Origin of the sequence: Rhodanobacter sp. DHB23 (genome assembly GCF_014842975.1) — a bacterium.
GTDB lineage: Bacteria > Pseudomonadota > Gammaproteobacteria > Xanthomonadales > Rhodanobacteraceae > Rhodanobacter_A.
In genome coordinates this window covers 378,912-398,261 of sequence record NZ_JACYXK010000028.1, presented here as the reverse complement: position 1 = coordinate 398,261, position 19,350 = coordinate 378,912, and the positions used below count along the sequence as shown (strand labels likewise).

Sequence of the window (19,350 nt, the reverse complement as noted above, 5' to 3'; positions counted from 1 at the left end):
AGCCGGACCGACCGGCTAGAATCCGCGCATGCAGCCCACTTCGCCGCAGGCCTTCGACGGCAAGGCCTTCGTCCGCACCCTGACCACCTCGCCCGGCGTCTATCGTTACTTCGACGAAGACGGCGAACTGCTCTACGTGGGCAAGGCCGGCAACCTGAAGAAGCGCGTGGGCAGCTATTTCCTGAAGCCGCGCATGGAGCCGCGCATCGCCGCGATGATCGCGCAGATCGCCCGCTGCGAGATCACCGTCACGCGCACCGAAGGCGAAGCGCTGCTGCTGGAGTCGCAGCTGATCAAGTCGCTGAAACCGCGCTACAACATCATGTTGCGCGACGACAAGAGCTATCCCTACATCTACCTGTCCGGCGGCGAGGATTATCCGCGGCTGGCCTTCCATCGCGGCGCGAGGAACCTGCCGGGGCGTTACTTCGGGCCGTACCCCAGCACGTTCGCGGTGCGCGAGAGCCTGGGCCTGATGCAGAAGCTGTTCAAGGTGCGCCAGTGCGAGGACAGCTATTTCCGCAATCGCTCGCGGCCCTGCCTGCAGCACCAGATCGGTCGCTGCACCGCGCCGTGCGTGCAGCTCATAACGGTTGACGACTACCGCAACGACGTGCGCCACGCCGAGATGTTCCTCGAAGGCCGCAGCAGCGCCGTGATCGACGAACTGGCCGCGGCGATGGAACAGGCCAGCGCAAGGCTGGACTTCGAGCGCGCTGCCGCATTGCGCGACCAGGTTGCCGCACTGCGCCAGCTGCAGGCGCAGCACCACGTGCAGGGCGCCAGCGCCGACATGGACGTGATCGCCTGCCGCATCGAGTCGGGCCTGGCCTGCGTCAGCGTGCTGTTCTTCCGCGACGGCATCAGCCTGGGCACGCGCGATTTCTTCCCGCGCCTGCCGCTGGATGCCGAGCCTGCGGACCTGCTGGCGCAATTCGTGGCGCAGTACTACCTCGATCGCCCGGTGCCGCGCGAATTGATCCTCGGCGACGACTTGCCGGAACAGGAGATGCTGGCGCAGATGCTCACGGAGCAGAGCGGCCATGCGGTGGAACTGAAGAGCCGCGTGCGTGGCGAACGCGCGCGTTTCCTGCAGATGGCCGAGCGCAATGCGCAGGCCTCGCTGACCCAGCGCCTCGCCAGCCGGCAGACGCTGGGCACGCGCTTCGAGGATCTGCAGAAGCTGCTGGAACTGCCCGAACCGCCGCGACGCCTCGAGTGCTTCGACATCAGCCACACGCGCGGCGAACTCACCGTGGCGTCCTGCGTGGTGTTCGGTCCGGAAGGGCCGGAGAAATCGCACTACCGCCGTTTCAACATCGCCGGCATCACGCCTGGCGACGACTACGCCGCCATGCACCAGGCGCTGACCCGGCGCTTCCGCAAGGTGGCCGAAGGCGAGGGCGCGAAGCCCGACGTGCTGCTGATCGACGGCGGCGGCGGCCAGGTGGCACAGGCGCTGGCCGTGTTGAAGGAACTCGGCGTCGCCGGCATCCACGTGGTCGGCGTGGCCAAGGGGCCGGCGCGACGTGCGGGCGAGGAAACCCTGATCCTCGTGGACCAGGGGCGCGAGATCCACCCCGGCCCGACTTCGCCGGCATTGCACCTGGTGGCGGCGGTGCGCGACGAATCGCACCGTTTCGCGATCAGCGGCCATCGCAAGCGCCGCGAGAAGGCGCGCGAACGCAGCGTGCTGGAAGACGTGCCTGGCGTGGGCGCACGTCGCCGCACCGCCTTGCTCAAGACCTTTGGTGGCCTCGCCGGCGTGGAGGCGGCCGGCGTGGAAGAACTGATGCGCGTGAAAGGCATCGACCGCGGCCTGGCCGAGCGCATCTACGACGTGCTGCACGGCTGAACGTTTCGCATGCCGCGCTGCGCGGCGACGCGACGGCATGCGACACTGTGGCAAATCCGCAGGCGCCCCCATGCACATCAACCTTCCCACCTGGCTGACCCTGTTCCGCGTGTTGTTGCTGCCGGTGATGGTGGTGGTGTTCTACCTGCCGTTCCACGGCCACAACATCACGGCGGCGATCGTGTTCCTGCTCGCCGCCGTCACCGACTGGCTGGACGGCTTCCTCGCGCGGCGCATGAACCTCACCTCGGCGTTTGGCGCCTTCCTCGATCCGGTGGCCGACAAGCTGATGGTGGCGGTGACCCTGTTCCTGCTGGTGGAGTCGCACCCGGAAGGCTGGTCCGGCATCGTGATGGCGGTGACCGCGGCGGTGATCGTGGGACGCGAGATCAGCATTTCCGCGCTGCGCGAATGGATGGCCGAAGTCGGCATGAGCGCCACGGTGAAGGTGGCCTTCATCGGCAAGCTGAAGACGGTGATGCAGATCGTGGCGCTGGTGGTGCTGATCGTGCAGCACGAGAAGGAAGCCACCGCGCTGCGCCTGTACCACATCGGCGAGGCGCTGCTGGTGCTCGCCGGCGTACTCACCATCTGGTCGGGCCTGTATTACCTGCGTGCGGCGTGGCCCAGCCTGCGTGGCGACGCGCCCTTGCGCTCAGGCCCGCGCAACGACGATTGAAGGCTTGACGTGGCGTGTTCGCGTATTAGAATGCGCCCTCCCAAGCGGGAATAGCTCAGTTGGTAGAGCACGACCTTGCCAAGGTCGGGGTCGCGAGTTCGAGTCTCGTTTCCCGCTCCAGTTTCAAGCACGAAGCCCCGGTACGCCGGGGCTTCGTCGTCTGGGGGGAAGGGCATCGGGTTGGCAGGGCGGGGCTTCTCATATCGCGTTCTTCTGCTATCATTGACGGCTCACCAAGCGGGAATAGCTCAGTTGGTAGAGCACGACCTTGCCAAGGTCGGGGTCGCGAGTTCGAGTCTCGTTTCCCGCTCCAGTTTCACGCAGTTTGGCCTGGTGGCAGAGTGGTCATGCAGCGGACTGCAAATCCGCGTACGCCGGTTCGATTCCGACCTAGGCCTCCAAAATGCGTACGCAACACCTTGAAGGGCAATGACTTTCCGGTCATTGCCCTTTTTGCTACGCGCAGTTCTACGCACACATTGCTGATGATGCGCCGATGGCTGGTGCGCCAGCGCAGGCCGCGGTGCCCTAGATGCAGCACCTCTATTTGCCGGCGCCGCCGTCGCGCTTCTTGAGGTGACTCCTCACTTTCATCAATGCGTCCACCTCTCTCGTCAGCCGCATTCGCGCGGATGACGGATCTCCCTTGGCACGGGTGGGGGCGCCCTGAGTGGGTTTGTCGCCAGCGTCCTGGTGTTGCGCGCACCTTCCATTCGGCATAAGGCCTCGCGCCCTACAAGGACGCCCGGTCAATGTGGGGGCGTTGCAGAGTTCCGGATCATCACCACGGTAATCCGCCGGCACGCCGCGGCGAGTGAATCCGAGGTCACGCAAGGCATCGCGTTGAGCCTTTGTCTTTTCCATGTGCCTGGCCTTCTTCTTGGGAATGTCGAGATCAGGGGGGCACTGCAGTTGGTCAGCAGCAGCGGTCAACTTGCAGGTGCGGCTCAATACTAGAGCCCGCAGTCCACCTCATCCATCGCCACCACGATGCCGCGGTAGTCGGTCTCCTGCCGGTATCGCTTCACCGCTTCGCTGCGATCGGCATGCTCGTCGACGCAGATGACGCGCATGGGGTCTTGCTGGATCCTGCGCTCCTCCAGCCTGGTCACGCGATCAATGAGTGAGGCCATGGTCGCGCTCCCAGTCAGCCAAGTAACCCTTCCACATGAGCAGCGCCTCCGCCACGGTTTGATTCGAGTAGCCTGCAGCCCACGGCTCGTTGCCGCGGCCTTCGGCAACATCCCTCTCCAAGCACCGGATGGTCTCCGCCAGAATGTCGCGCTGCTGGTCTGGATCCAGCATGTCCCACATGTTCTGCGTCGGCTGATATTTTTCGAGCTGGCGGATTCGTTCGTTCAAGCTGGGCATGTCTCTCTCCCTTCGTTGTGGGTTGCTCGATCAGCGGTTCCGTTGAAACCTGGCCGCGCGATTCGCAGCCTTGATGAGGCCGCCCGGGTCGTTGCGGATCAGCTTCGTGACGCTCTGCGCGTCGTTGGCGTTGATGTGCCAGTGGTGGGTATTGCCTGCGCCGCCGGCGAGTCCCGACTGGGCTATCTGGCGCATCGGGCCGGCGATATGCGACGGCAACACCATCTCGTCCTTGTGCAAGATGGCCTGGGCACCGTCGAAAGGGACGCGATCCCAGCCTCCCGCGGCGGAGGCGACAGCGAAGCTGCCTGCAGCCGCTGCCATGGCTGCACCGAATGCGGGGGCGCCCATATCGACAGGCCAGGGCGCGCCGGCGAAGGAGGCGACGCCTTGTGCACCTGCAACGCCAATGGCATTCGCAACCATCGCTGCCGACTTTGTCGCGTCGGTCGCAATGTCCGTGGTCGCCTGTGTGTCGTTGGCCGTTCCGATGCCGAGTAGCGTCTGCACCGACGACGCCAGCTTCTTCATCTCGGCGGCGATCCACTTTTCCAGCACCTGGTTGACCATCGACTCGATGATGCGCCCTGCGGCTTGCTCGGCCTGCTGCGCCAAGGTCTGGTTGGTCGTGCCGCTCTTGAAGATGATCTGATCGAAACCCTGCACCATCGACCGGGTGATCTGGTTGGTGGCTTGGTTCCAGGCCTGCTGCGTTTTCGCTGCTGCTTGTGCCTGCGCGTTCGCAACATCGTCACTGACGCGCGTCTGCTCCGTCGACCACAGCTTTGCATCGTCCTGCAGCGCCTTCACGTTGCCCTTGTCGAGTTCCTCCTTCTTGGCGATGTACTGTGCGTAGGCGGCCAGGAGCTCTTGGTCGATGGCTTTTTCGGTGGCGAGGTACTGCTGGGCCGATACCGTGCCGGCGCGGAATGCCTCCTCGTTCGAGCGCCGCTTCTGCTCGGCTCCGTTTTCCGCTGCCGTGACGGTCTTTTCCAGGCTGGCGAGTTCTTCTTCGTCTGCCTTCTTGGCCTCCTGTGCGCGCTCGTCGTCCACTTCCTTCGTGAGCTGCTGAATCGTGCGGTAGGCCTCCGCGTACTGCAGCGTGCCTTTCTTCAGCGTCGCCAGCTTCTGCGTCCAGAACGCCAGCTCGTACTTCTCGCGGTTCTGGTACGACACCTGATCGGTCGACTCGTCGATATCAAGCTGCTCCTCCAGTGACTTATGCAGATCGACGGCCTTGGCCTTGGTCTCGCCGAACTCGTGCTGCAGCTTCGTGAGGATCGCCGCCCACTGTTCGCCGCCCGCAATGGCGCCCGACGCATCGAAGCTGATGCCCTTGATGGATTCGGAGTTCGGATCGCTCTTGTGAATGTCCTCGATGCGCTGCTTGGCTTCGGCGATCTTCTCCTGCAGCAGGCTCGTTTCCTTCAGGTGCTGGTTGAGATCGTCCTGCTCCTTCACCTCCTGGATCAGCTGGGCATTCTGCTGTGCCGCCTTAGCCTGGTGCTGTGCGGCGTCCTGTTGCGCCTTGACCTGCGCGCGCAACGCGTCAGAGGCCTTCTTCGTCTCCTCTGCGTATTGCCGTGCGTTCTCGATGGCCTGCTTCGCATCGTCGCCGCCGATGTTCCCGTACGCCTTGATGGCCGCATTGAGTTGCTGCTGGGCGTCGTATGCCTTCACCGTCGCCGCAGCGGATTGCTCCTCCAGCGTCGGGTCGAAGGCCTTGCGCAGGCCTTGGTCGATGACGTTGAAGCCGTTCTTGAAGTCGCTGAGCTGGCGCTCGAAGAAACCCATCTTGCTGTTGAGATTGTCGAGCCGGTCCGAGGTGTTGTCGGCGAACGCCTTGGCGGCAACCTCCGTGGCGCCGAACGTGTCGCCCTCACGTTGCAAGGTGCTGATCTGCTCGTACAGCTCGACCGTGAGGAAGTGGTACTTGTCGTTGAGCGCGACGACAGCCTGCGTGGGATTGCCGGCCAGCGACTCCACCTCGCGCGCGGCTTGATCGGCGGATTCGCCAGTGAGCTGCATGGAGTTCGCAGCAGCCTGCGCGGCGTACTGCAGCGACTGGCCCGTGAGCTTGCCGGACTGCGCCAGCTTCTGGACGATGACGTCCGCCTGCGAGGTCTGGCCGGTGAAGGTGCCAACCTGCATGGCCAGTCCATTCAATTCGCCGGACGTCATGCCGACGATGTCGCCCGTGGACAGGATCGCGCGATTGAAGGCGCTCGCCGTCTCGTCCGCCTTCAGGAGCTGGTCGCCGAGATACAGGGCCGCCCCAGCTGTCGCCATGATGGCAACGCCCGTCGGCGAGAACACTTGCTGCAGCAGCCCTGTGCGGTTCGCCAGGGTGATCGTGGAGCCTTCGAGGCGCGTGTAGTTGCCGCGCAGTGCTTCACCGATCAGCACGCCCAACTCGCGCGCCGTGCCGCCGCTCAAGGCGAAGGCGGCGGAGCTGGCTTCGGTGGCCGCTGCCGTGGAGACCTCCGCGGCGTTGAGCGTGTCGAGTGCCGCTGCATACTCGCTGGCGGTGACAGCGCCGGATGCCATCGCTGCGTCCAGTGCGGACTCGGCCTCGGCCATGCCTTCGGACGATCCGAGATTGCCGGCCATCGCGGTGTTAAGCCGCGTCATGGCCGCGATCTTCGTCTGCACGGCATCGTTGAAGGCTGCAGCCTCCTGCGCCACGGTCGCCTGCATGGCCTCTGTGGCTTCCTCGACGCTCTCCGCGCCGGCTTCCATTCCGGCCTGCAGCTGCGAGGCGTCGGAGGTCAGGAGAACCTTGATCTCGTCATCAGTGGATGCCATGGGAATTCACCTCGTGCACGTAGGGGAGCGGCTCCTTCGCGTCGAACACCACCGGCACGATCGCCAGCAGATCGGTGGGGCGCAGCGCGTCGGTCAATTCATCGGCCAGGGTTTGCAGCGGCACGTCCGGGAAGTGCTCCTTGATCGAGAGGGCGAGGATGCGCAGGACGGAAGGGAGCACTGCCGGCGCGAACAGATTCGTGCAGCGCGAGACGGCGACGAAGTCGTCGCGGGCGCATGCCACATCGGTCAGGCTCCAAGTCCTGAAGGGCACCGTTTTGCCGCGCAGCGTGACGCTGGCGTGCGTAGGTTTGTGCGTAGAGTTTTCCATGTGCACCTCGAAATTCGCTCAGCAGCGTGGCGTGTGCGGGTCACTTCGGTTTCTGGTTGAGAAAAAGAACCCGCCCCGAAGGGCGGGGGAGCTCAAGGTCGATCACGCGTCGGGGTCTTCGCCCGCTTGCAGTTTTTCGAGTCGATCCAGTGAGCGAGTGCGACCGCTCCGCACGGCCTGGTCTCGTTCTTCCGCGCTGAGGTTGCTGGCGAGGGAGATGGCCTGCAGCCAGTCGCCGAAGCTGCGCGCCACCATGGAGGTGTTGCCGTTAGCGTCGTCCGCCAACCCGTCTCTGATGGACTGCATTTGCTCGCGGATTGCAAAGAAGGCAGCCTCGCTCTCCAGCACCGCCAGGGACGTCTTGCGCATGCCCTCGACGGTGCGCAACACCTCTTCGCCAAGCACATCCATCAGCGTGGTGCCGATCACGTAGCGGTGCTGCTGTAGTTGCACGTTGATCGCCATCGCATCATCCGTGAGCGATCCCTTCACCGCTCCTGCGGCTTCGAGTCGCGCCTTCGCGTCAGCCAGCCTGCGGGAGGCTTGCTCGCGCGCGGCAGAATCGACGGCAGGCGGCTCGCCTTTCGCGCCCTTGTCGGCCCAGGTCTGCAGCTTCTGCTGCTCTGCGGCCATGACGTCCTGCAGGTGGGACTGTGCCAGCGCCACCTCGGCCTCGATCGGCGCGAGGCGTTCGATCTTCGCCATGAGCTCGGCGGACTGCTTGCCCAGCTCGTCGCGCGTGGTGAGCGCGGCGCGCAGGTGATCGAGTGCGGTGGGCACGGGCTGGATGTTGGCTTTCGCGTTCATCGGTCAGCCCTCCAGGCTCGGTTCGTTGATCTCGACCACTTCGAAGCCGTGGCTCTTCAATTCGGCGCAGGGACGACCGTCCGGCACAGTGATCGTTCCGTCGGCGTTTGCCGGGTAGTTGGTGCCGTCGACCGATGCGCCGCCACAGTGGCCGGCCGGTGCTCGCATGCGTACGGTGCGGATGTTTTCCATCGCGTACTCCTTGGGTATGGGTGGAGGCGTCAGTGGTTGTTGGCGTAGTACGCGGTGATCGCGTTCTGCGAGGCGGTGATGTTGGCCTGCGAGCTGATCAGCGTGGCGACGGCGGTGCTCTGCCAGATCCACTGCTGGGGAGATGCGGACGCGGGGTTGTAGGCAGGCGCGGGGATGGCGCCGATGGCGACACCGGTGGCGACGAACTGCGGATCCGAGAGGCCCAACATGACCCGGAGCATTTCGCCAAAGACGATGCCCTGCGCCGTGTTGATGGTGCCGAGGTTGATATTCGGGATGCTGATGGTTTCCATGGCGGTGCTCCTCTGGTGTGGTGGGTGCTGGTGATCAGCGCGGGTTGAGCGGGGTGCCCCAGTTCGCGAAGCTGCGGCGACCGGGCTTCTTGGCGGACTTGGCGAGCTGGTTGGCCTTCTCGCGCTCCACCTTCGCCATCACGGCAGAGAGTTCGAAGGGCGAGAGCTTGGCCAGCTCGGTGAGGATTTCGAGCTTCGTGCGCTCGGTGCTGGTGGTGGTCATGGGTGGGTCTCCGTGGTAGACAGGTGGTCGATGGCAGCGGCAGCGAAGTCGTCGCCCTGGGCTTCAAGTCGGGTCATGGCACGATCGGTGATGATCGGATCGTTGCCGCGGTAGAGCGGGTGCCAGCGACCGCAAAAGCGGATGGCACTGCCCGCCTGCTGCAAGCGGGTGAGCAGGCTCTGCAGCGCCGGCAGCGTTGCCGCCAGGTCATCGAGCCGCCCATCGGCATAGCGCTCGAGGATCAACTCCGGCCAATGGTGCAGGCGCGCCGTCGCCTCCACGTCGAGGAGTGCGGTCGCGTTCGTCTGCGCGCGGATCTCCAGCGCCTTCACGCGGTCACGTAGGCTGCCCATGGGCCTCCTCCAGTGCCGCGATGCGGCGGGCGAGTTCGTCGATCTCCACGGCCTTCGCGAGCTGGCCGATGGCGCCGAGCATCGCGGTGGCCACGTCCGGGCTGAGCTTGCCGTCGGCGGCGAGCGCCACGATGGCCTCGGCCTTCGCGGTGAGCGTCGTGGCGTCAGTCAGGCCCGGCATGTGTACCGGCTCGGCAACGGCGCGCAGCGGCGGCAGGGCGCGATCCAGGAGCAGCTCCGCGGCACGGGTATTCCCTTTGGCTGCGCTCTCGGACAGGCGCTGGATCAGCGCCTCCACGTCGATCAGCTTCCGCAGACGGGCCTGCGGATTCGGGATGCCCTTGGGGCGACCGGCAGGATTGCCGGACTGCCCGGGCTTCCATGCGGCCCTGCGTTTCGTCTGTTTCTCCACTGTTCTCTCCGGTGCTCAGTTCAAGTGCCGCAGCGCTTGGCTAGGGTCTTGAGGTAGAAGACGAGGAGTGCCTGGGCCAGCGGGTCGCCGTTGCCGTCCATGTAGCCCTCGCACATCGCGGCCTGCTCGGCGGTTACCTCCAGTTCGTCCGCCGGCAGCGCATCAACCACGCTGCGAGGAATGCCGAGCGTCCGCGCCAACCGATGGAGCCGCTCTGTAATGCATTCGGCTGCACCAGACGCACCACTTGCACCAGACGCACCACTTGCACCGCTTGGCGTCTTGGTCAGGACGCGCATAGCCAGCGCTTTCAGGTCGGTTTCCTGCTGGTGCGCTGGTGCACCACCAGGGAATGCACCGGTGCACCACTTGGTTTCATCAGTCATCACGGTCGCTCCAGTGCGCTGCGGGATCGCGAGGTTTGCGTGGCGCCTTGGGCTTCGGGGTGTAGCGGCCGGTCTCCTTGAGGCGTGCGAGCGTGCGCACGACGGTGGAATGGGCGATGCCCAGCTCGGTGCCGATCTCGCGCGTACTGAGGCCGAGATCGGTCATCTCCAGGATCTGATCGTCCGCGGCATCGGCGACGCGCTTGATCGTCCAGGCCTGCGCGCCGTCGGGAGCCGATTCCAACTGCGCGTCGATCGGGTCGACGTCCTGCCCGTACAGGGCGCGGGCCTTCTCGAAGTGGACTTCGAACCTGGCGCCCTGGTCGGGCGTGTAGTCGGCCGGGCGGCGAAGCGAGATGACGGTATCCAGCAGGTCTTCGCGCTTGCTGGTGCCGCGTTGCTGGCCACCCTTGCCGGCGTGGTGGATGAAGATCACCGAGCGGCCTGCAGAGCGCTGGCGCAGCCCCCATTCGGCGACCGGCTGCCAGCTCTCGCCCTCGTTCTCCTTGCCGCCACGAACGAGGCAGGAGAGGTTGTCGACCACGATCACTTGCGCGTCGCCGATCACCGCGTTGATCGCTGCTTGGCCTTCGGGCGTGTAGAGGTTCGGCAACAAGCCGTACGGCTGGGCATCGGGCGTCATGATCCGAAGCGCGCCGGGTGCCGCGGCCTGCGGTGCGTTGGCGATCACGTGCGAGAGGCGTGCCTGCAGGTCAGCACCCGGCATCTCGCCGTCCAGGTAGAGCACACGTACGGGAGCGGGTGCTTTCCAGCCAAGGAACTCGCCACCGGATGCCAAGGCATAGGCCACACCCAGCGCGAAGTGCGTTTTACCGACACCGCGTCGTGCGTACACCATCGCCAGGGACTGCGAAGTCAGCCAGGGCGCCAGCAGTTCCTCACGCGGCTGGAACTCGCGACCAAGCAATGCTGCAGCGTCCAGCACTACCGGAGGCACGATGCCTTGCAGCTCGTGCTCCAAGTGGTGCATTGGTGCATTTGCTTTATTTGCACCAGCGCACCACCCCGTGCGCTCGGCTTCACGGTCGGCCAGCTCGTCGATGTTGGAGATCAGCGTCTCAGCCATGACGCACCGCCAGAACCTGCTGCGCGTCGAAGATCTTCAGGGCCCCAATGCGCATGCGGGTCAGCTCGTTGTCGTCCAGGACGAAGCCGTCGCCCATCTTGCTGGCGACGATCAGCAGGACGTTGGCCTCATGGGTGAGCACCTCCAACGCCGCGCGCCACTTCGGCAACAGAGCACTCTCACGCAGTTCACGGCGCTGCTGGGGCGTTAGGGTGCGCAGGTCACGGGTGGGGAAAAGGTCGGCCAGCGAAAGCCCCAGGGCGTCCAGCACCTCGGCCGACGAATGGCCACAGAAGAAGTGCATCAGCACGCTACCGTTTTCGGCCTCAGTGACAGCGCCCTTGTAAGAGGCTGTAGCGCAGACGGCGCAGGTGATGCGATAGCCGCGACCCGTGCGGCGTTCCCGGTAGCCAGTGACATGCTCGTGCGCTGCCAGGATGCGTTCCAGCGGAGAGGAGTTCATTTGAGCCACCCGAAGAAGTTCGACCTGGGTGCCATGCTCGTGCCAGTCGCGAACAGGTCGGTGCTCACTTCGTGCCATTGAACGGGCCGCATCGAGCCCATCGCATCGGCGCGGGAACGGTTGGCGTTCATCACGCCGCCGCCTTCTCGCGCTCGGCGATGAACTGCTCGAGCGTGGACTTGCGGAAGCCGCAGCGTCTGGCGGTGAGCTTGATGGGCTGCGGCAGCAGGCCGGCGCGCACCCACTTCCAAGCGTTGCCGCGGGTTGTGCCCAGCAGCTTGGCTGCTTCGGGCAGGGGAATCAGGGGGTCGAAATCAACGGAGCTGGCCGGGTTCATGGTCGATCACCTATGGAGGTGATCAGCACCATATGACCAAAAATTCGCGATTCAGCGAATCAATACGGGTGACTTATGCCCATATTGAAACGCTAAGCAGCCTTCCCGTTTCTCGCCTTGGAGGCGCGCTGCTGCTTCTTGGCTTTGATCTTCAATCCGAGCTCAGGTGCAATCCACACCAAGAACGCGCAGCGTTGCTCGTCGTAGCTCTCCCAAGTCGCTTGGTCGGCCCCATTCAGGGCCCTCGATCGCAGCTCACCATCGTCGCCCAGCGCGTTGAGGTCGTAGAACGCGCGCAGCGCATGCAGCGCGGTGTCTTTGGCATTCTTTTGCTCGACTTTGCGTGCTCCGCCGCGTGCACTTGAGCGTCCACGCATCTGGAATAGGGTGATGGCCAGCTGATCGTGGAAGTTCGCAAGATGGTCGACGAAAGCGGAGGCGTCGGGGAGCATGTTCCGATACGGCGCGTCCAGCTTGGCGATGGCCTTGTACAGCTTTTCGGCAAGATCTCGTACCGGCTCGTTTGCGGCAATGACGTGGGCTCGGAGCGGACCGGCCTCGGCCACCCGAAGTTTCTCGCCGCAATCGTCCAGCAACGCATTCAGGCGCTCGACTGCGTTCGCTCTTGCCGTGGTGTCACTGATGCCAAGGTGGCTGGCGAGTTGCGACTTCCACACTTCGGTCTTCGTGAAGATGGAGCGATTCACTGCCGCGGCCTTGCGCATACGGATGGGCTTCGTCACGGTGGGCATGCCTACCTCCACGCCCTCAAGGCGAGCCGCGCCAGCGGGCGAACTGGCGCGGCGTGAGCAGTCAATCGCCGATCTTCCTCATGCGCGACAGGGCACGACGGGCCAGGAACAGCAGCTGATCCCGTTCGGAAGGAAGTGCCTTCGCATCCTCCATGTCGTGGATCTGGGCCTCGATGTGCGCAGTCGCCTCTTCAACGCTGCGCCCATCGCGCATCATGTGGTCGAAAATGTACTGCTGGTGGTCGGACCAGTGGGGAGGGTACAGGCACGGGATGACGCTTACCTCAGCAGACGATGCACGCGTGGCCCTGGTAGGGATCCGCTTCGCTCGCGGGAACTGGATGATGGCGGCGCTCATGTGTGGCTCTCCCTCGATTTGGTGTTGAGCGCCCGCAGGTCGTACTGCGCGTCTGCCTCGATGTTGTGCAAATCGATCGCGAGTTCAGCCAAGAAGGTCAGTAGATAGCCCGTATCGGCCAGTGAGGCATCGAGCATTTCGTTCTGCTCATCGTCCTGCGTCAACCAATCCCCAATCGCTGCGATGCCACTCAGGATCGGAACAAGCGCTCCCTGACATGCCCGAACCCTGCACTCAGGCTCCATGTTCGGAATGGAGAAGAGACTGTCAGGGCGTGGCGTGCAACGCTTGCCTATGGTCGTATTTGCGCGGGCGTTCATGCGCGGGCCTCCACAACGGTGTTGCAGATCTCTTTCAGTCGCGCAATTTGGTCACGCAACAGCCATCCGATTCCATCCAAGACGACTTCCGGAGAGTCCAGCACGGCACGTGCATCCACCAGACATTCAAGAACGGCGTTGGCTTGGTAAGCCAGCTTGTCAGCTTCGTCTACCAGATCCAGAGGAAGCATGTAGTTGGTGCGTTGGATTGCGCTTTCAGTTGCCATGACTCCACCTCTGCAGTTGATGCTGAAGGAGCCACCGGGCCGTTGCGGCGAGGTGGCGGGCGTGCAGGGGTAGGAAACCGGCTCGAAAGGAAACCGGCCAGCGCAAGGCTGCCCTGCACGCCCACCATAAAAGCGTGGGCATGACGCAACGGGCACAAAAAAAGCGCCATCGGCGCCGTTGCGCCTTTCGAATATCAGGTTCCTACACCTGGCCCCCGAATTGGCGGGGACGGTGGCAATATGCGCCGACTACGGAGGAAGTGCAAGGGGGAGCTGCATGCAGATCTTGGAGATGTTCGGTATAGCTGGTTCCGCAGGCGCGGTGATTGGCGCTGTGCTTTTGTTCGGCCTGCCTCGCTATGCAGGATCCTACCTATCCGAGAAGGGAAAGGGACTCGCGACGAAGGAGGACATTGGAAAGATCACTACGATCGTGGAATCGATCAAGCATGACAATGAGGTCAAGCTAGCGCAGGTAACGGAGGCCCTTCGCGCGCAGACGTCTCTTCGCCTCCTCGCTGGTGAGCGACGCCTGGAAACCCACCAAAAGGCATATTTGCTTTGGCTCGAAATGCTCGATCACATCCACATGGATGAAGGAACTGCGCGCGCAGAATTAAAGGACAAGTTTCGAGATTTCTACGTGGAGAACTGCTTATATCTCGATGCAGCGGTTCGCGTAGCATTTATTGATGCACTCACCAGCTACGACATTCATCTTGACTTGCTCCGAGGGCAGTATGGCACGCCGGAATACAATCGTGAGCAAATGGTCATTGAGATCACGAATAACATGCAACGCGTCAAGAACCTCGGCAGAGTGATCGAAACGGCATGCGATCTTCCGTCATTCAGTCGCGAAGGGGAAAAGCCAAGGGCTAGAAGCTGATCTTCGACGAGACTTTCACTTTATTTTGCCGAGATGGATGACTATTGAATGATGCCTGTAACTCACAAGATTGCCGCGCAATGGTGCGCTGTAGGAATTATTGCTGGAGCTCTCCTCGTGGCTTTCGTCTTTTATCCGCCGCACTCCGGCTGGAACGAACGACTTGAGTACGGAGACTTAGCGACTTGGCTCACGGCAATTGGCACCATGGGAGCAGTTGTCGCCGCTCTTTTCTTGGCGCGCAAAGACAGCGCCGCTCGTCACGAGGAAATTGATGCGAGAGGCCTGGTTATTGCTTCGTTCCTTTTTTCGGACTGCAACACATCCAAAGGTTTAGCTGAAAAAGCTATTGCTGCAATCAACGGGCTAGATGTGCGGAATCAACAAGCTTGCAACGTAGCAGCATTCAACAGCATGCAACTCGTTCAAAAAATGAATTTTGAATTGATAGAGAAAAACCTTGAGAAAGTCGCTTGGCTGCCTTCGCGCCATTCATGGGCGCTGGCTTCTTTTCCTGCAATGAAAAACGACATTGTTGTATCGCTTGCCACGATGTCTGCCGCTACCTTGCCTGATCTCATTCCAAAATATGGTGAATCATCAAAAAGATTGAAAAAGATGCTCGAACTACTGAATAGCTTTATCAATGATTATTCATCCCGTCTTTAACTAAGACGCCTTGCGCTTGAACGGCACCACGCCGCCTCCAGCGCGCTTCCCGTCGATCATGTCCGCCCAGGCCTGCAGCAGCTTCCGCCGCTCGTCCAGGTACTGCGCCCGGTGGTAGGCCGCCCGTACCTTGTCCGCCGGCAGGTGCGCTAACGCGCGCTCGATGACGTCCGGGTTGTGGCCCAGCTCGTTGAGCGTCGTGCTGAAGGTCGCCCGGAAGCCGTGCATGGTGATCTCGCCCTTGGCGTAGCCCATGCGCCACAGGGCCATCAGGAGCGCGTTGGCGGTCAGCGGCTCCTTCGGCTTGGACGGACTCGGGAACACCAGCGCGCCATCGCCTGAGAGCTTGTGCATACGCTTCAGGATCGCCACCGCCTGCCGGCTGAGCGGCACCAGATGCTCATTGGCCATCTTCATGCGTTCGGCAGGGATGCGCCACAGCGGCGCCTCGGCGTTGAGGTCGAGCTCGTCCCAGCGCATGCCGCGGACTTCGCCGGAGCGCGTCGCGGTGAGAATGGCCATCTCCATGGCGCCCTTCAGCTCTGGGCCGGCGCTGAGCGCTTCCAGGCGCTCGTAGAAGGCGGCCAGCTGGTCGAAGGGTAGGGCAGCGCGGTGCGCGACCTTGCGCGTCTTGAGCACGCCCACGAGGTCGCGGGCCGGGTTACTCGGGCAGCGCAGCGTGCGCACGCCCAAGGCGAAGACATCGGTGGTGCGATCCAGACAGCGCTTCGCCATGCTGAGCGATCCGCGGGCCTCGACGCGCTTCACCATCGCCAGCACCTCGGCTGGCGTGATCTCCGTGATGGGACGGTCGCCGAGCGACGGCAGGATGTCGCGGTCGAGCTGAGCCTGGATGCGTTGCAGGTGCGGCGCACCCCACACCTCGCGGTGCTGTTCGATCCACTCGGCGGCCAGCGCGCGAAAGGTGTTCGCCGCGGCGACGATGGCGCGGGCCTTGGTCTCCTTGCGCACCGTCGACGGGTTGATGCCGGCGCGCAGCGACGCTCTTGCCCGGTCGCGTTCGGCGCGTGCCGTGGCGAGCGACACCTCGGGCCAGCTCCCCAGGCTGAGCATCTGGGCCTTGCCGGCGAAGCGGTAGCGCAGGCGCCAGAGCTTCGCGCCGTTCGGCTGCACCAGCAGCGCCAGACCGCCGCCGTCAGCTTTCAGGTACGGCTTGCCCTTCGGCACCAGCTTGTTCTTGATTTCGAGCTGGCTGAGCATGTGCGCTCCCTAACTGGATTCTACGCACAATCTACGCACACTTGGTCGGATACGCAAGGATGCCATTGGATACCTTCTGATACCTGAAAACCGCATCACATAGCCGTTTGAAGGCTGGATTCTAAGTATTAGAAAGTATCCTAAAGTATCCGCTTAGTGTCCGACCTAGGCCTCCAAACCAGCGTATCGAAGCCCGCCGCCCGGCGGGTTTTTCGTTTCCGCGGATCGATCGTGGGCATGCGCGCCGGTTGCGCCGTGGGCACATGCTACGATCCGCGCCGCCTGCACGCAGGCACACGGCACGCCGCCCGGATGGCGAAACTGGTAGACGCAAGGGACTTAAAATCCCTCAGCCGCAAGGCTATGCGGGTTCGATCCCCGCTCCGGGCACCATCAAGCCGTCCGATAGAGTCCAACGAAGGCCGGAAAGTCCCTAGAAATAAGGCTTCCGGCCTTTTTCTTTGTCCGATGCTGTCCGATGGCATCCATTGCAATCTGCCCCCACGCGGGGGCAGTATCGGGGGCATTCCGCGGCCCTGCTGGCCGCAAAGGGTGGAAATGCCCCCATGCTGACCGACACCGCCATCCGCAAAGCCAAGCCCACCGACAAGCCGCGCCGCCTGTTCGATGGCGGCGGCCTGTATCTGGAAATCGTTCCGGCCGGGGGCAAGTGGTGGCGGCTCAAGTACCGATTCGGGGGCAAGGAGAAACGGCTTGCCCTGGGCACCTATCCCGACACCGGCCTGGTCGACGCACGCATGCGGCGCGACGACGCGCGCAAGCTGCTCGCCGCTGGCGTCGATCCGAGCGAGCAGCGGAAAGCCGAGAAGGTGGAGCGGATCAAGGCCGCGGAAATCGCAGCGGACACGTTCGAGAAGGTAGCGCGTGACTGGATGGCGCGGCAGGACGTTGCCGAGATCACGAAGCTGAAGAACCAGTGGATCTTGGAAACCTTCCTGTTCCCCGAGATCGGTGCATTACCGATCGGCGCCATCACACCGCGCGTTCTGCTGGATGCGCTGCGCAAGATCGAAGATGCGGGCAAGCTGGACACGGCCACTCGCGCCAAGGTCAAGGCGGGGCAGGTGTTCCGCTGGGCGATTCTGGAAGGCAATGCCGAGGCCGACCCCACCGCCAGCCTGCGCGGTGCGTTGAAGCCGCCCAAGGTCAAACACCACGCCGCGATCACCGATCCGATGAAGGTCGGGGAGCTGCTGCGTGCCATCGAGGGCTTCACCGGCCAGCCCGTCACGCTTGCGGCGTTGAAGCTGGCACCACTGGTGTTCGTGCGCCCGGGCGAGCTGCGGCACGCGGAGTGGTCAGAGTTCGACCTGGACGGCGCGATCTGGCGCATCCCCGGCGAGCGCATGAAGATGAAGGCTCCCCATATCGTGCCGCTGTCATCGCAGGCTGTGGCCGTGCTGCGCGAGCTGCACTTGCTCACAGGTTCCGGGCGCTACGTGTTCCCCGGCATCCGCACCGCCAGCCGCCCCATGAGCGAAAACACTGTCAACGCTGCACTGCGTCGGCTGGGCTACGGCAAGGACGAGATGACCGGCCACGGCTTCCGCAGCATGGCCGCCAGTCGCTTGAACGAGATGGGGTGGAACGCCGATGCCATCGAGCGCCAGCTAGCCCACGCCGAAAGCAACAAGGTGCGCGAGGCGTACACGCATGCCGCGCAGTACCTGGACGAGCGCAAGCGGATGATGCAGGGCTGGGCCGACTACCTGGACGCACTACGCGCTGGTGGTGCTGTGGTGCCGTTCAAGCGCAAGGCTGGGTGATCCGGTTGGATGTGCTTGGATGTACGACATCTCGCGTAGCAGAATCTGCAGGCCAGCCTAGGGGAGGCTGGCCGTGCAGTCGCGATGGCGGCTGACGAACACCACGTACCACAGGGGGCACCGTGGGGTTCTACCTACGTAAAAGCATTAGCGTCGGGCCGTTGCGTTTCAACCTTTCCGGCTCCGGGGTCGGGGTTTCCGCAGGCATCAAAGGGTTTCGTGTCGGCACGGGGCCGCGCGGTAACTACATCCATATGGGGCGCGGTGGTTTCTACTACCGGGCCACCCTGCCGCCGGCAGGCAATGGCACCCGCGCACCGCGGCAACAGCATTCGTACATGCCGTCGACCCAACACGCGCCGACCAGTGCCACACACGAACCGCTGAAGGAGATCGAATCCCTCGATGCGAATCACATAGTTGATTCGTCATCCAAGGCGTTGTTGGATGAAATCAATCAGAAGCGCAAGCGGCCCCTGATGTGGCCCATGGTTCTCATCGGCACCCTTATGTTGTTGGCGTGGTCGGTCCACATGGATGCGCCGCAGTGGGTGAATTCGTTGATCGCACTCGCGGGTCTGATGGGCGCTATATATGTTGGCGTCCTAGATCAACTTGCGAAAACGGTGGTGCTTTTCTACGAGTTCGATCCGGATGTAGAGGCTGCATATGAGCAACTACACTCTGCGGCACTTCAGTTAGCAGGCTGTGCCCGCGTGTGGCACATCGAGGCTAGCGGGCGCGTACTAGATCGCAAATATCACGCCGGCGCCGCAAGCCTTATCAGGCGCAAGGTGACTTCCATCCGGCGTGCGGCGCCACAGCATCTCAAATGCAATATCGAGACAGTGGCTATAGACGTCGGGCGTCAAGTGCTGCACTTCTTCCCCGACCGTGTACTGGTCTATGCGCCTGAAGGTGTGGGAGGCGTGGAGTACAGTCATTTGAACATAGACGTAGACGAAAAGAACTTCATCGAGGATGAAGGGGTGCCACGCGACACGCGGGTGGTTGGGCACACTTGGCGCTTCGTCAACAAGAACGGTGGTCCTGATCGTCGTTTCAACAACAACAGGCAAATACCCATTTGTCGGTACACCGAGATGAGCATTCAAAGCGCATCTGGCATCAACGAGGTCATCCAGCTGTCGCAGCCTGGAGTGGGTGGAGATTTTGTCGGAGCCGTCAGGCGTTTGGCGCGAGTAACACCTTCTTCTCACTGATCTGCTGTTCAGAGTGCAGGCGATCGCCAGCCACCAAACCTTCATTTATCCATCCCTTGCAGTCCCATTGCATTAGGCGCATATTGCCACCGTCCCCGCCAATTCGGGGGCCAGGTTTGGCGACCTGATCTTCACAAGGCGCAGCAGCGCCGAATGGCGCTTTTTTTGTGCCTGCTGCGTCATGTCCGCTTCTATGGTGGGCGTGCAGGGCAGCCTTCGGGCTGGCCGGTGACCTTGTGAGCCGGTTCGCCAACCCTGCACGCCTGCCACCCTGCCGCAACGGCCTGGT

At 63.2% G+C, this 19,350-nt stretch carries 26 protein-coding genes and 4 tRNA genes; 10 read left to right on the top strand and 20 right to left on the bottom strand.

Features of this window, described 5'->3' with window-relative positions; genetic code table 11:
• Window positions 1-28 precede the first annotated feature (28 nt).
• The 5 genes from uvrC to IHE47_RS13710 all read left to right on the top strand — a co-directional run bounded on the left by uvrC (window position 29) and on the right by IHE47_RS13710 (window position 2,935).
• Entirely contained in the window at window positions 29-1,855 is a 1,827-nt protein-coding gene (gene uvrC, locus IHE47_RS13730) for an excinuclease ABC subunit UvrC (RefSeq protein WP_192106728.1), read from the top strand.
• Window positions 1,856-1,925: 70 nt separating this feature from the next.
• Complete coding sequence (gene pgsA / locus IHE47_RS13725; RefSeq protein ID WP_192106726.1) at window positions 1,926-2,534, top strand: CDP-diacylglycerol--glycerol-3-phosphate 3-phosphatidyltransferase; 609 nt, start codon at window positions 1,926-1,928, stop codon at window positions 2,532-2,534.
• Window positions 2,535-2,578: 44 nt separating this feature from the next.
• Window positions 2,579-2,654: transfer RNA gene (locus tag IHE47_RS13720), tRNA-Gly, on the top strand.
• 117 nt (window positions 2,655-2,771) lie between these two features.
• Window positions 2,772-2,847 (top strand) — tRNA-Gly (locus IHE47_RS13715).
• 14 nt (window positions 2,848-2,861) lie between these two features.
• Window positions 2,862-2,935 (top strand) — tRNA-Cys (locus IHE47_RS13710).
• 552 nt (window positions 2,936-3,487) lie between these two features.
• Here the strand turns inward: IHE47_RS13710 and IHE47_RS13705 are convergent.
• The 19 genes from IHE47_RS13705 to IHE47_RS13620 all read right to left on the bottom strand — a co-directional run bounded on the left by IHE47_RS13705 (window position 3,488) and on the right by IHE47_RS13620 (window position 13,272).
• Window positions 3,488-3,667, bottom strand: a complete 180-nt coding sequence (locus IHE47_RS13705; protein WP_192106724.1) for a hypothetical protein — start codon at window positions 3,665-3,667, stop codon at window positions 3,488-3,490.
• Window positions 3,651-3,905, bottom strand: coding sequence for a hypothetical protein (locus IHE47_RS13700; RefSeq protein WP_192106722.1), 255 nt, complete (start codon window positions 3,903-3,905; stop codon window positions 3,651-3,653). Before IHE47_RS13700 ends, IHE47_RS13705 begins: the two co-directional genes overlap by 17 nt.
• Window positions 3,906-3,935: 30 nt before the next feature.
• On the bottom strand, window positions 3,936-6,710 hold the full coding sequence (locus IHE47_RS13695; protein ID WP_192106720.1) for a phage tail length tape measure family protein: 2,775 nt from the start codon (window positions 6,708-6,710) through the stop codon (window positions 3,936-3,938).
• Entirely contained in the window at window positions 6,697-7,047 is a 351-nt protein-coding gene (locus IHE47_RS13690; protein WP_192106718.1) for a hypothetical protein, read from the bottom strand. The genes IHE47_RS13695 and IHE47_RS13690 overlap by 14 nt, the downstream gene beginning before the upstream one ends.
• Window positions 7,048-7,143: 96 nt before the next feature.
• Window positions 7,144-7,848, bottom strand: coding sequence for a hypothetical protein (locus IHE47_RS13685; protein ID WP_192106716.1), 705 nt, complete (start codon window positions 7,846-7,848; stop codon window positions 7,144-7,146).
• 3 nt (window positions 7,849-7,851) lie between these two features.
• Window positions 7,852-8,040, bottom strand: coding sequence for a hypothetical protein (locus tag IHE47_RS13680; protein WP_192106714.1), 189 nt, complete (start codon window positions 8,038-8,040; stop codon window positions 7,852-7,854).
• A gap of 29 nt (window positions 8,041-8,069) precedes the next feature.
• Window positions 8,070-8,354, bottom strand: coding sequence for a hypothetical protein (locus IHE47_RS13675; RefSeq protein ID WP_192106713.1), 285 nt, complete (start codon window positions 8,352-8,354; stop codon window positions 8,070-8,072).
• Window positions 8,355-8,388: 34 nt separating this feature from the next.
• Complete coding sequence (locus IHE47_RS13670; RefSeq protein ID WP_192106711.1) at window positions 8,389-8,577, bottom strand: hypothetical protein; 189 nt, start codon at window positions 8,575-8,577, stop codon at window positions 8,389-8,391.
• Entirely contained in the window at window positions 8,574-8,930 is a 357-nt protein-coding gene (locus IHE47_RS13665) for a hypothetical protein (RefSeq protein WP_192106709.1), read from the bottom strand. The genes IHE47_RS13670 and IHE47_RS13665 overlap by 4 nt, the downstream gene beginning before the upstream one ends.
• The gene (locus tag IHE47_RS13660) at window positions 8,914-9,342 is read right to left on the bottom strand and encodes a DUF5681 domain-containing protein (protein WP_192106707.1); all 429 of its coding nucleotides are present in this window, start codon (window positions 9,340-9,342) and stop codon (window positions 8,914-8,916) included. The genes IHE47_RS13665 and IHE47_RS13660 overlap by 17 nt, the downstream gene beginning before the upstream one ends.
• A gap of 20 nt (window positions 9,343-9,362) precedes the next feature.
• A complete protein-coding gene (locus IHE47_RS13655) occupies window positions 9,363-9,728 on the bottom strand; it encodes a hypothetical protein (RefSeq protein WP_192106705.1) in 366 nt (121 codons plus the stop codon).
• Window positions 9,721-10,815: an AAA family ATPase gene (locus IHE47_RS13650; protein WP_192106703.1), complete on the bottom strand. Its 1,095-nt coding sequence runs from the start codon at window positions 10,813-10,815 to the stop codon at window positions 9,721-9,723. Before IHE47_RS13650 ends, IHE47_RS13655 begins: the two co-directional genes overlap by 8 nt.
• Window positions 10,808-11,278, bottom strand: coding sequence for a hypothetical protein (locus tag IHE47_RS13645; protein ID WP_192106701.1), 471 nt, complete (start codon window positions 11,276-11,278; stop codon window positions 10,808-10,810). Before IHE47_RS13645 ends, IHE47_RS13650 begins: the two co-directional genes overlap by 8 nt.
• On the bottom strand, window positions 11,275-11,409 hold the full coding sequence (locus IHE47_RS17905) for a hypothetical protein (RefSeq protein WP_255523500.1): 135 nt from the start codon (window positions 11,407-11,409) through the stop codon (window positions 11,275-11,277). Before IHE47_RS17905 ends, IHE47_RS13645 begins: the two co-directional genes overlap by 4 nt.
• The gene (locus IHE47_RS13640; protein WP_192106699.1) at window positions 11,409-11,615 is read right to left on the bottom strand and encodes a helix-turn-helix domain-containing protein; all 207 of its coding nucleotides are present in this window, start codon (window positions 11,613-11,615) and stop codon (window positions 11,409-11,411) included. The genes IHE47_RS17905 and IHE47_RS13640 overlap by 1 nt, the downstream gene beginning before the upstream one ends.
• A gap of 92 nt (window positions 11,616-11,707) precedes the next feature.
• Entirely contained in the window at window positions 11,708-12,367 is a 660-nt protein-coding gene (locus IHE47_RS13635; protein ID WP_192106697.1) for a hypothetical protein, read from the bottom strand.
• A 61-nt stretch (window positions 12,368-12,428) separates the two neighbouring features.
• Window positions 12,429-12,725: a hypothetical protein gene (locus tag IHE47_RS13630; protein WP_192106695.1), complete on the bottom strand. Its 297-nt coding sequence runs from the start codon at window positions 12,723-12,725 to the stop codon at window positions 12,429-12,431.
• Window positions 12,722-13,045 carry a hypothetical protein gene (locus tag IHE47_RS13625; RefSeq protein ID WP_192106693.1) on the bottom strand — a complete coding sequence of 108 codons (324 nt, stop codon included), beginning with the start codon at window positions 13,043-13,045 and terminating at the stop codon, window positions 12,722-12,724. Before IHE47_RS13625 ends, IHE47_RS13630 begins: the two co-directional genes overlap by 4 nt.
• Window positions 13,042-13,272: a hypothetical protein gene (locus tag IHE47_RS13620; RefSeq protein ID WP_192106691.1), complete on the bottom strand. Its 231-nt coding sequence runs from the start codon at window positions 13,270-13,272 to the stop codon at window positions 13,042-13,044. The genes IHE47_RS13625 and IHE47_RS13620 overlap by 4 nt, the downstream gene beginning before the upstream one ends.
• Window positions 13,273-13,549: 277 nt before the next feature.
• Here IHE47_RS13620 and IHE47_RS13615 point away from each other — a divergent pair, with 277 nt between their 5' ends.
• The gene (locus IHE47_RS13615) at window positions 13,550-14,161 is read left to right on the top strand and encodes a hypothetical protein (protein ID WP_192106689.1); all 612 of its coding nucleotides are present in this window, start codon (window positions 13,550-13,552) and stop codon (window positions 14,159-14,161) included.
• A gap of 48 nt (window positions 14,162-14,209) precedes the next feature.
• Window positions 14,210-14,830 carry a hypothetical protein gene (locus IHE47_RS13610; protein WP_192106687.1) on the top strand — a complete coding sequence of 207 codons (621 nt, stop codon included), beginning with the start codon at window positions 14,210-14,212 and terminating at the stop codon, window positions 14,828-14,830.
• Here IHE47_RS13610 and IHE47_RS13605 read toward each other — a convergent pair whose 3' ends face one another.
• Entirely contained in the window at window positions 14,831-16,051 is a 1,221-nt protein-coding gene (locus IHE47_RS13605; protein ID WP_192106685.1) for an integrase arm-type DNA-binding domain-containing protein, read from the bottom strand.
• A 306-nt stretch (window positions 16,052-16,357) separates the two neighbouring features.
• On the opposite strand from IHE47_RS13605, the gene IHE47_RS13600 reads away from it, so the two are divergent.
• From IHE47_RS13600 to IHE47_RS13590, 3 genes are all read left to right on the top strand, one after another.
• A tRNA-Leu gene (locus IHE47_RS13600) sits at window positions 16,358-16,444 on the top strand.
• A 173-nt stretch (window positions 16,445-16,617) separates the two neighbouring features.
• Complete coding sequence (locus IHE47_RS13595; protein WP_192106683.1) at window positions 16,618-17,838, top strand: integrase arm-type DNA-binding domain-containing protein; 1,221 nt, start codon at window positions 16,618-16,620, stop codon at window positions 17,836-17,838.
• Window positions 17,839-17,960: 122 nt separating this feature from the next.
• Window positions 17,961-19,061: a DUF4236 domain-containing protein gene (locus IHE47_RS13590; RefSeq protein ID WP_192106681.1), complete on the top strand. Its 1,101-nt coding sequence runs from the start codon at window positions 17,961-17,963 to the stop codon at window positions 19,059-19,061.
• The last annotated feature ends 289 nt before the right edge of the window (window positions 19,062-19,350 follow it).

What these genes read in the sequence shown, in the direction of transcription:
- uvrC (WP_192106728.1), top strand. Translation starts at nt 29, where the DNA reads ATGCAGCCCACTTCGCCGCAGGCCTTCGACGGCAAGGCCTTCGTCCGC.
- pgsA (WP_192106726.1), top strand. Translation starts at nt 1,926, where the DNA reads ATGCACATCAACCTTCCCACCTGGCTGACCCTGTTCCGCGTGTTGTTG.
- IHE47_RS13705 (WP_192106724.1), bottom strand. Translation starts at nt 3,667, where the DNA reads ATGGCCTCACTCATTGATCGCGTGACCAGGCTGGAGGAGCGCAGGATC.
- IHE47_RS13700 (WP_192106722.1), bottom strand. Translation starts at nt 3,905, where the DNA reads ATGCCCAGCTTGAACGAACGAATCCGCCAGCTCGAAAAATATCAGCCG.
- IHE47_RS13695 (WP_192106720.1), bottom strand. Translation starts at nt 6,710, where the DNA reads ATGGCATCCACTGATGACGAGATCAAGGTTCTCCTGACCTCCGACGCC.
- IHE47_RS13685 (WP_192106716.1), bottom strand. Translation starts at nt 7,848, where the DNA reads ATGAACGCGAAAGCCAACATCCAGCCCGTGCCCACCGCACTCGATCAC.
- IHE47_RS13680 (WP_192106714.1), bottom strand. Translation starts at nt 8,040, where the DNA reads ATGGAAAACATCCGCACCGTACGCATGCGAGCACCGGCCGGCCACTGT.
- IHE47_RS13675 (WP_192106713.1), bottom strand. Translation starts at nt 8,354, where the DNA reads ATGGAAACCATCAGCATCCCGAATATCAACCTCGGCACCATCAACACG.
- IHE47_RS13670 (WP_192106711.1), bottom strand. Translation starts at nt 8,577, where the DNA reads ATGACCACCACCAGCACCGAGCGCACGAAGCTCGAAATCCTCACCGAG.
- IHE47_RS13665 (WP_192106709.1), bottom strand. Translation starts at nt 8,930, where the DNA reads ATGGGCAGCCTACGTGACCGCGTGAAGGCGCTGGAGATCCGCGCGCAG.
- IHE47_RS13655 (WP_192106705.1), bottom strand. Translation starts at nt 9,728, where the DNA reads ATGACTGATGAAACCAAGTGGTGCACCGGTGCATTCCCTGGTGGTGCA.
- IHE47_RS13650 (WP_192106703.1), bottom strand. Translation starts at nt 10,815, where the DNA reads ATGGCTGAGACGCTGATCTCCAACATCGACGAGCTGGCCGACCGTGAA.
- IHE47_RS13645 (WP_192106701.1), bottom strand. Translation starts at nt 11,278, where the DNA reads ATGAACTCCTCTCCGCTGGAACGCATCCTGGCAGCGCACGAGCATGTC.
- IHE47_RS17905 (WP_255523500.1), bottom strand. Translation starts at nt 11,409, where the DNA reads ATGAACGCCAACCGTTCCCGCGCCGATGCGATGGGCTCGATGCGGCCC.
- IHE47_RS13640 (WP_192106699.1), bottom strand. Translation starts at nt 11,615, where the DNA reads ATGAACCCGGCCAGCTCCGTTGATTTCGACCCCCTGATTCCCCTGCCC.
- IHE47_RS13635 (WP_192106697.1), bottom strand. Translation starts at nt 12,367, where the DNA reads ATGCCCACCGTGACGAAGCCCATCCGTATGCGCAAGGCCGCGGCAGTG.
- IHE47_RS13630 (WP_192106695.1), bottom strand. Translation starts at nt 12,725, where the DNA reads ATGAGCGCCGCCATCATCCAGTTCCCGCGAGCGAAGCGGATCCCTACC.
- IHE47_RS13625 (WP_192106693.1), bottom strand. Translation starts at nt 13,045, where the DNA reads ATGAACGCCCGCGCAAATACGACCATAGGCAAGCGTTGCACGCCACGC.
- IHE47_RS13620 (WP_192106691.1), bottom strand. Translation starts at nt 13,272, where the DNA reads ATGGCAACTGAAAGCGCAATCCAACGCACCAACTACATGCTTCCTCTG.
- IHE47_RS13615 (WP_192106689.1), top strand. Translation starts at nt 13,550, where the DNA reads ATGCAGATCTTGGAGATGTTCGGTATAGCTGGTTCCGCAGGCGCGGTG.
- IHE47_RS13610 (WP_192106687.1), top strand. Translation starts at nt 14,210, where the DNA reads ATGATGCCTGTAACTCACAAGATTGCCGCGCAATGGTGCGCTGTAGGA.
- IHE47_RS13605 (WP_192106685.1), bottom strand. Translation starts at nt 16,051, where the DNA reads ATGCTCAGCCAGCTCGAAATCAAGAACAAGCTGGTGCCGAAGGGCAAG.
- IHE47_RS13595 (WP_192106683.1), top strand. Translation starts at nt 16,618, where the DNA reads ATGCTGACCGACACCGCCATCCGCAAAGCCAAGCCCACCGACAAGCCG.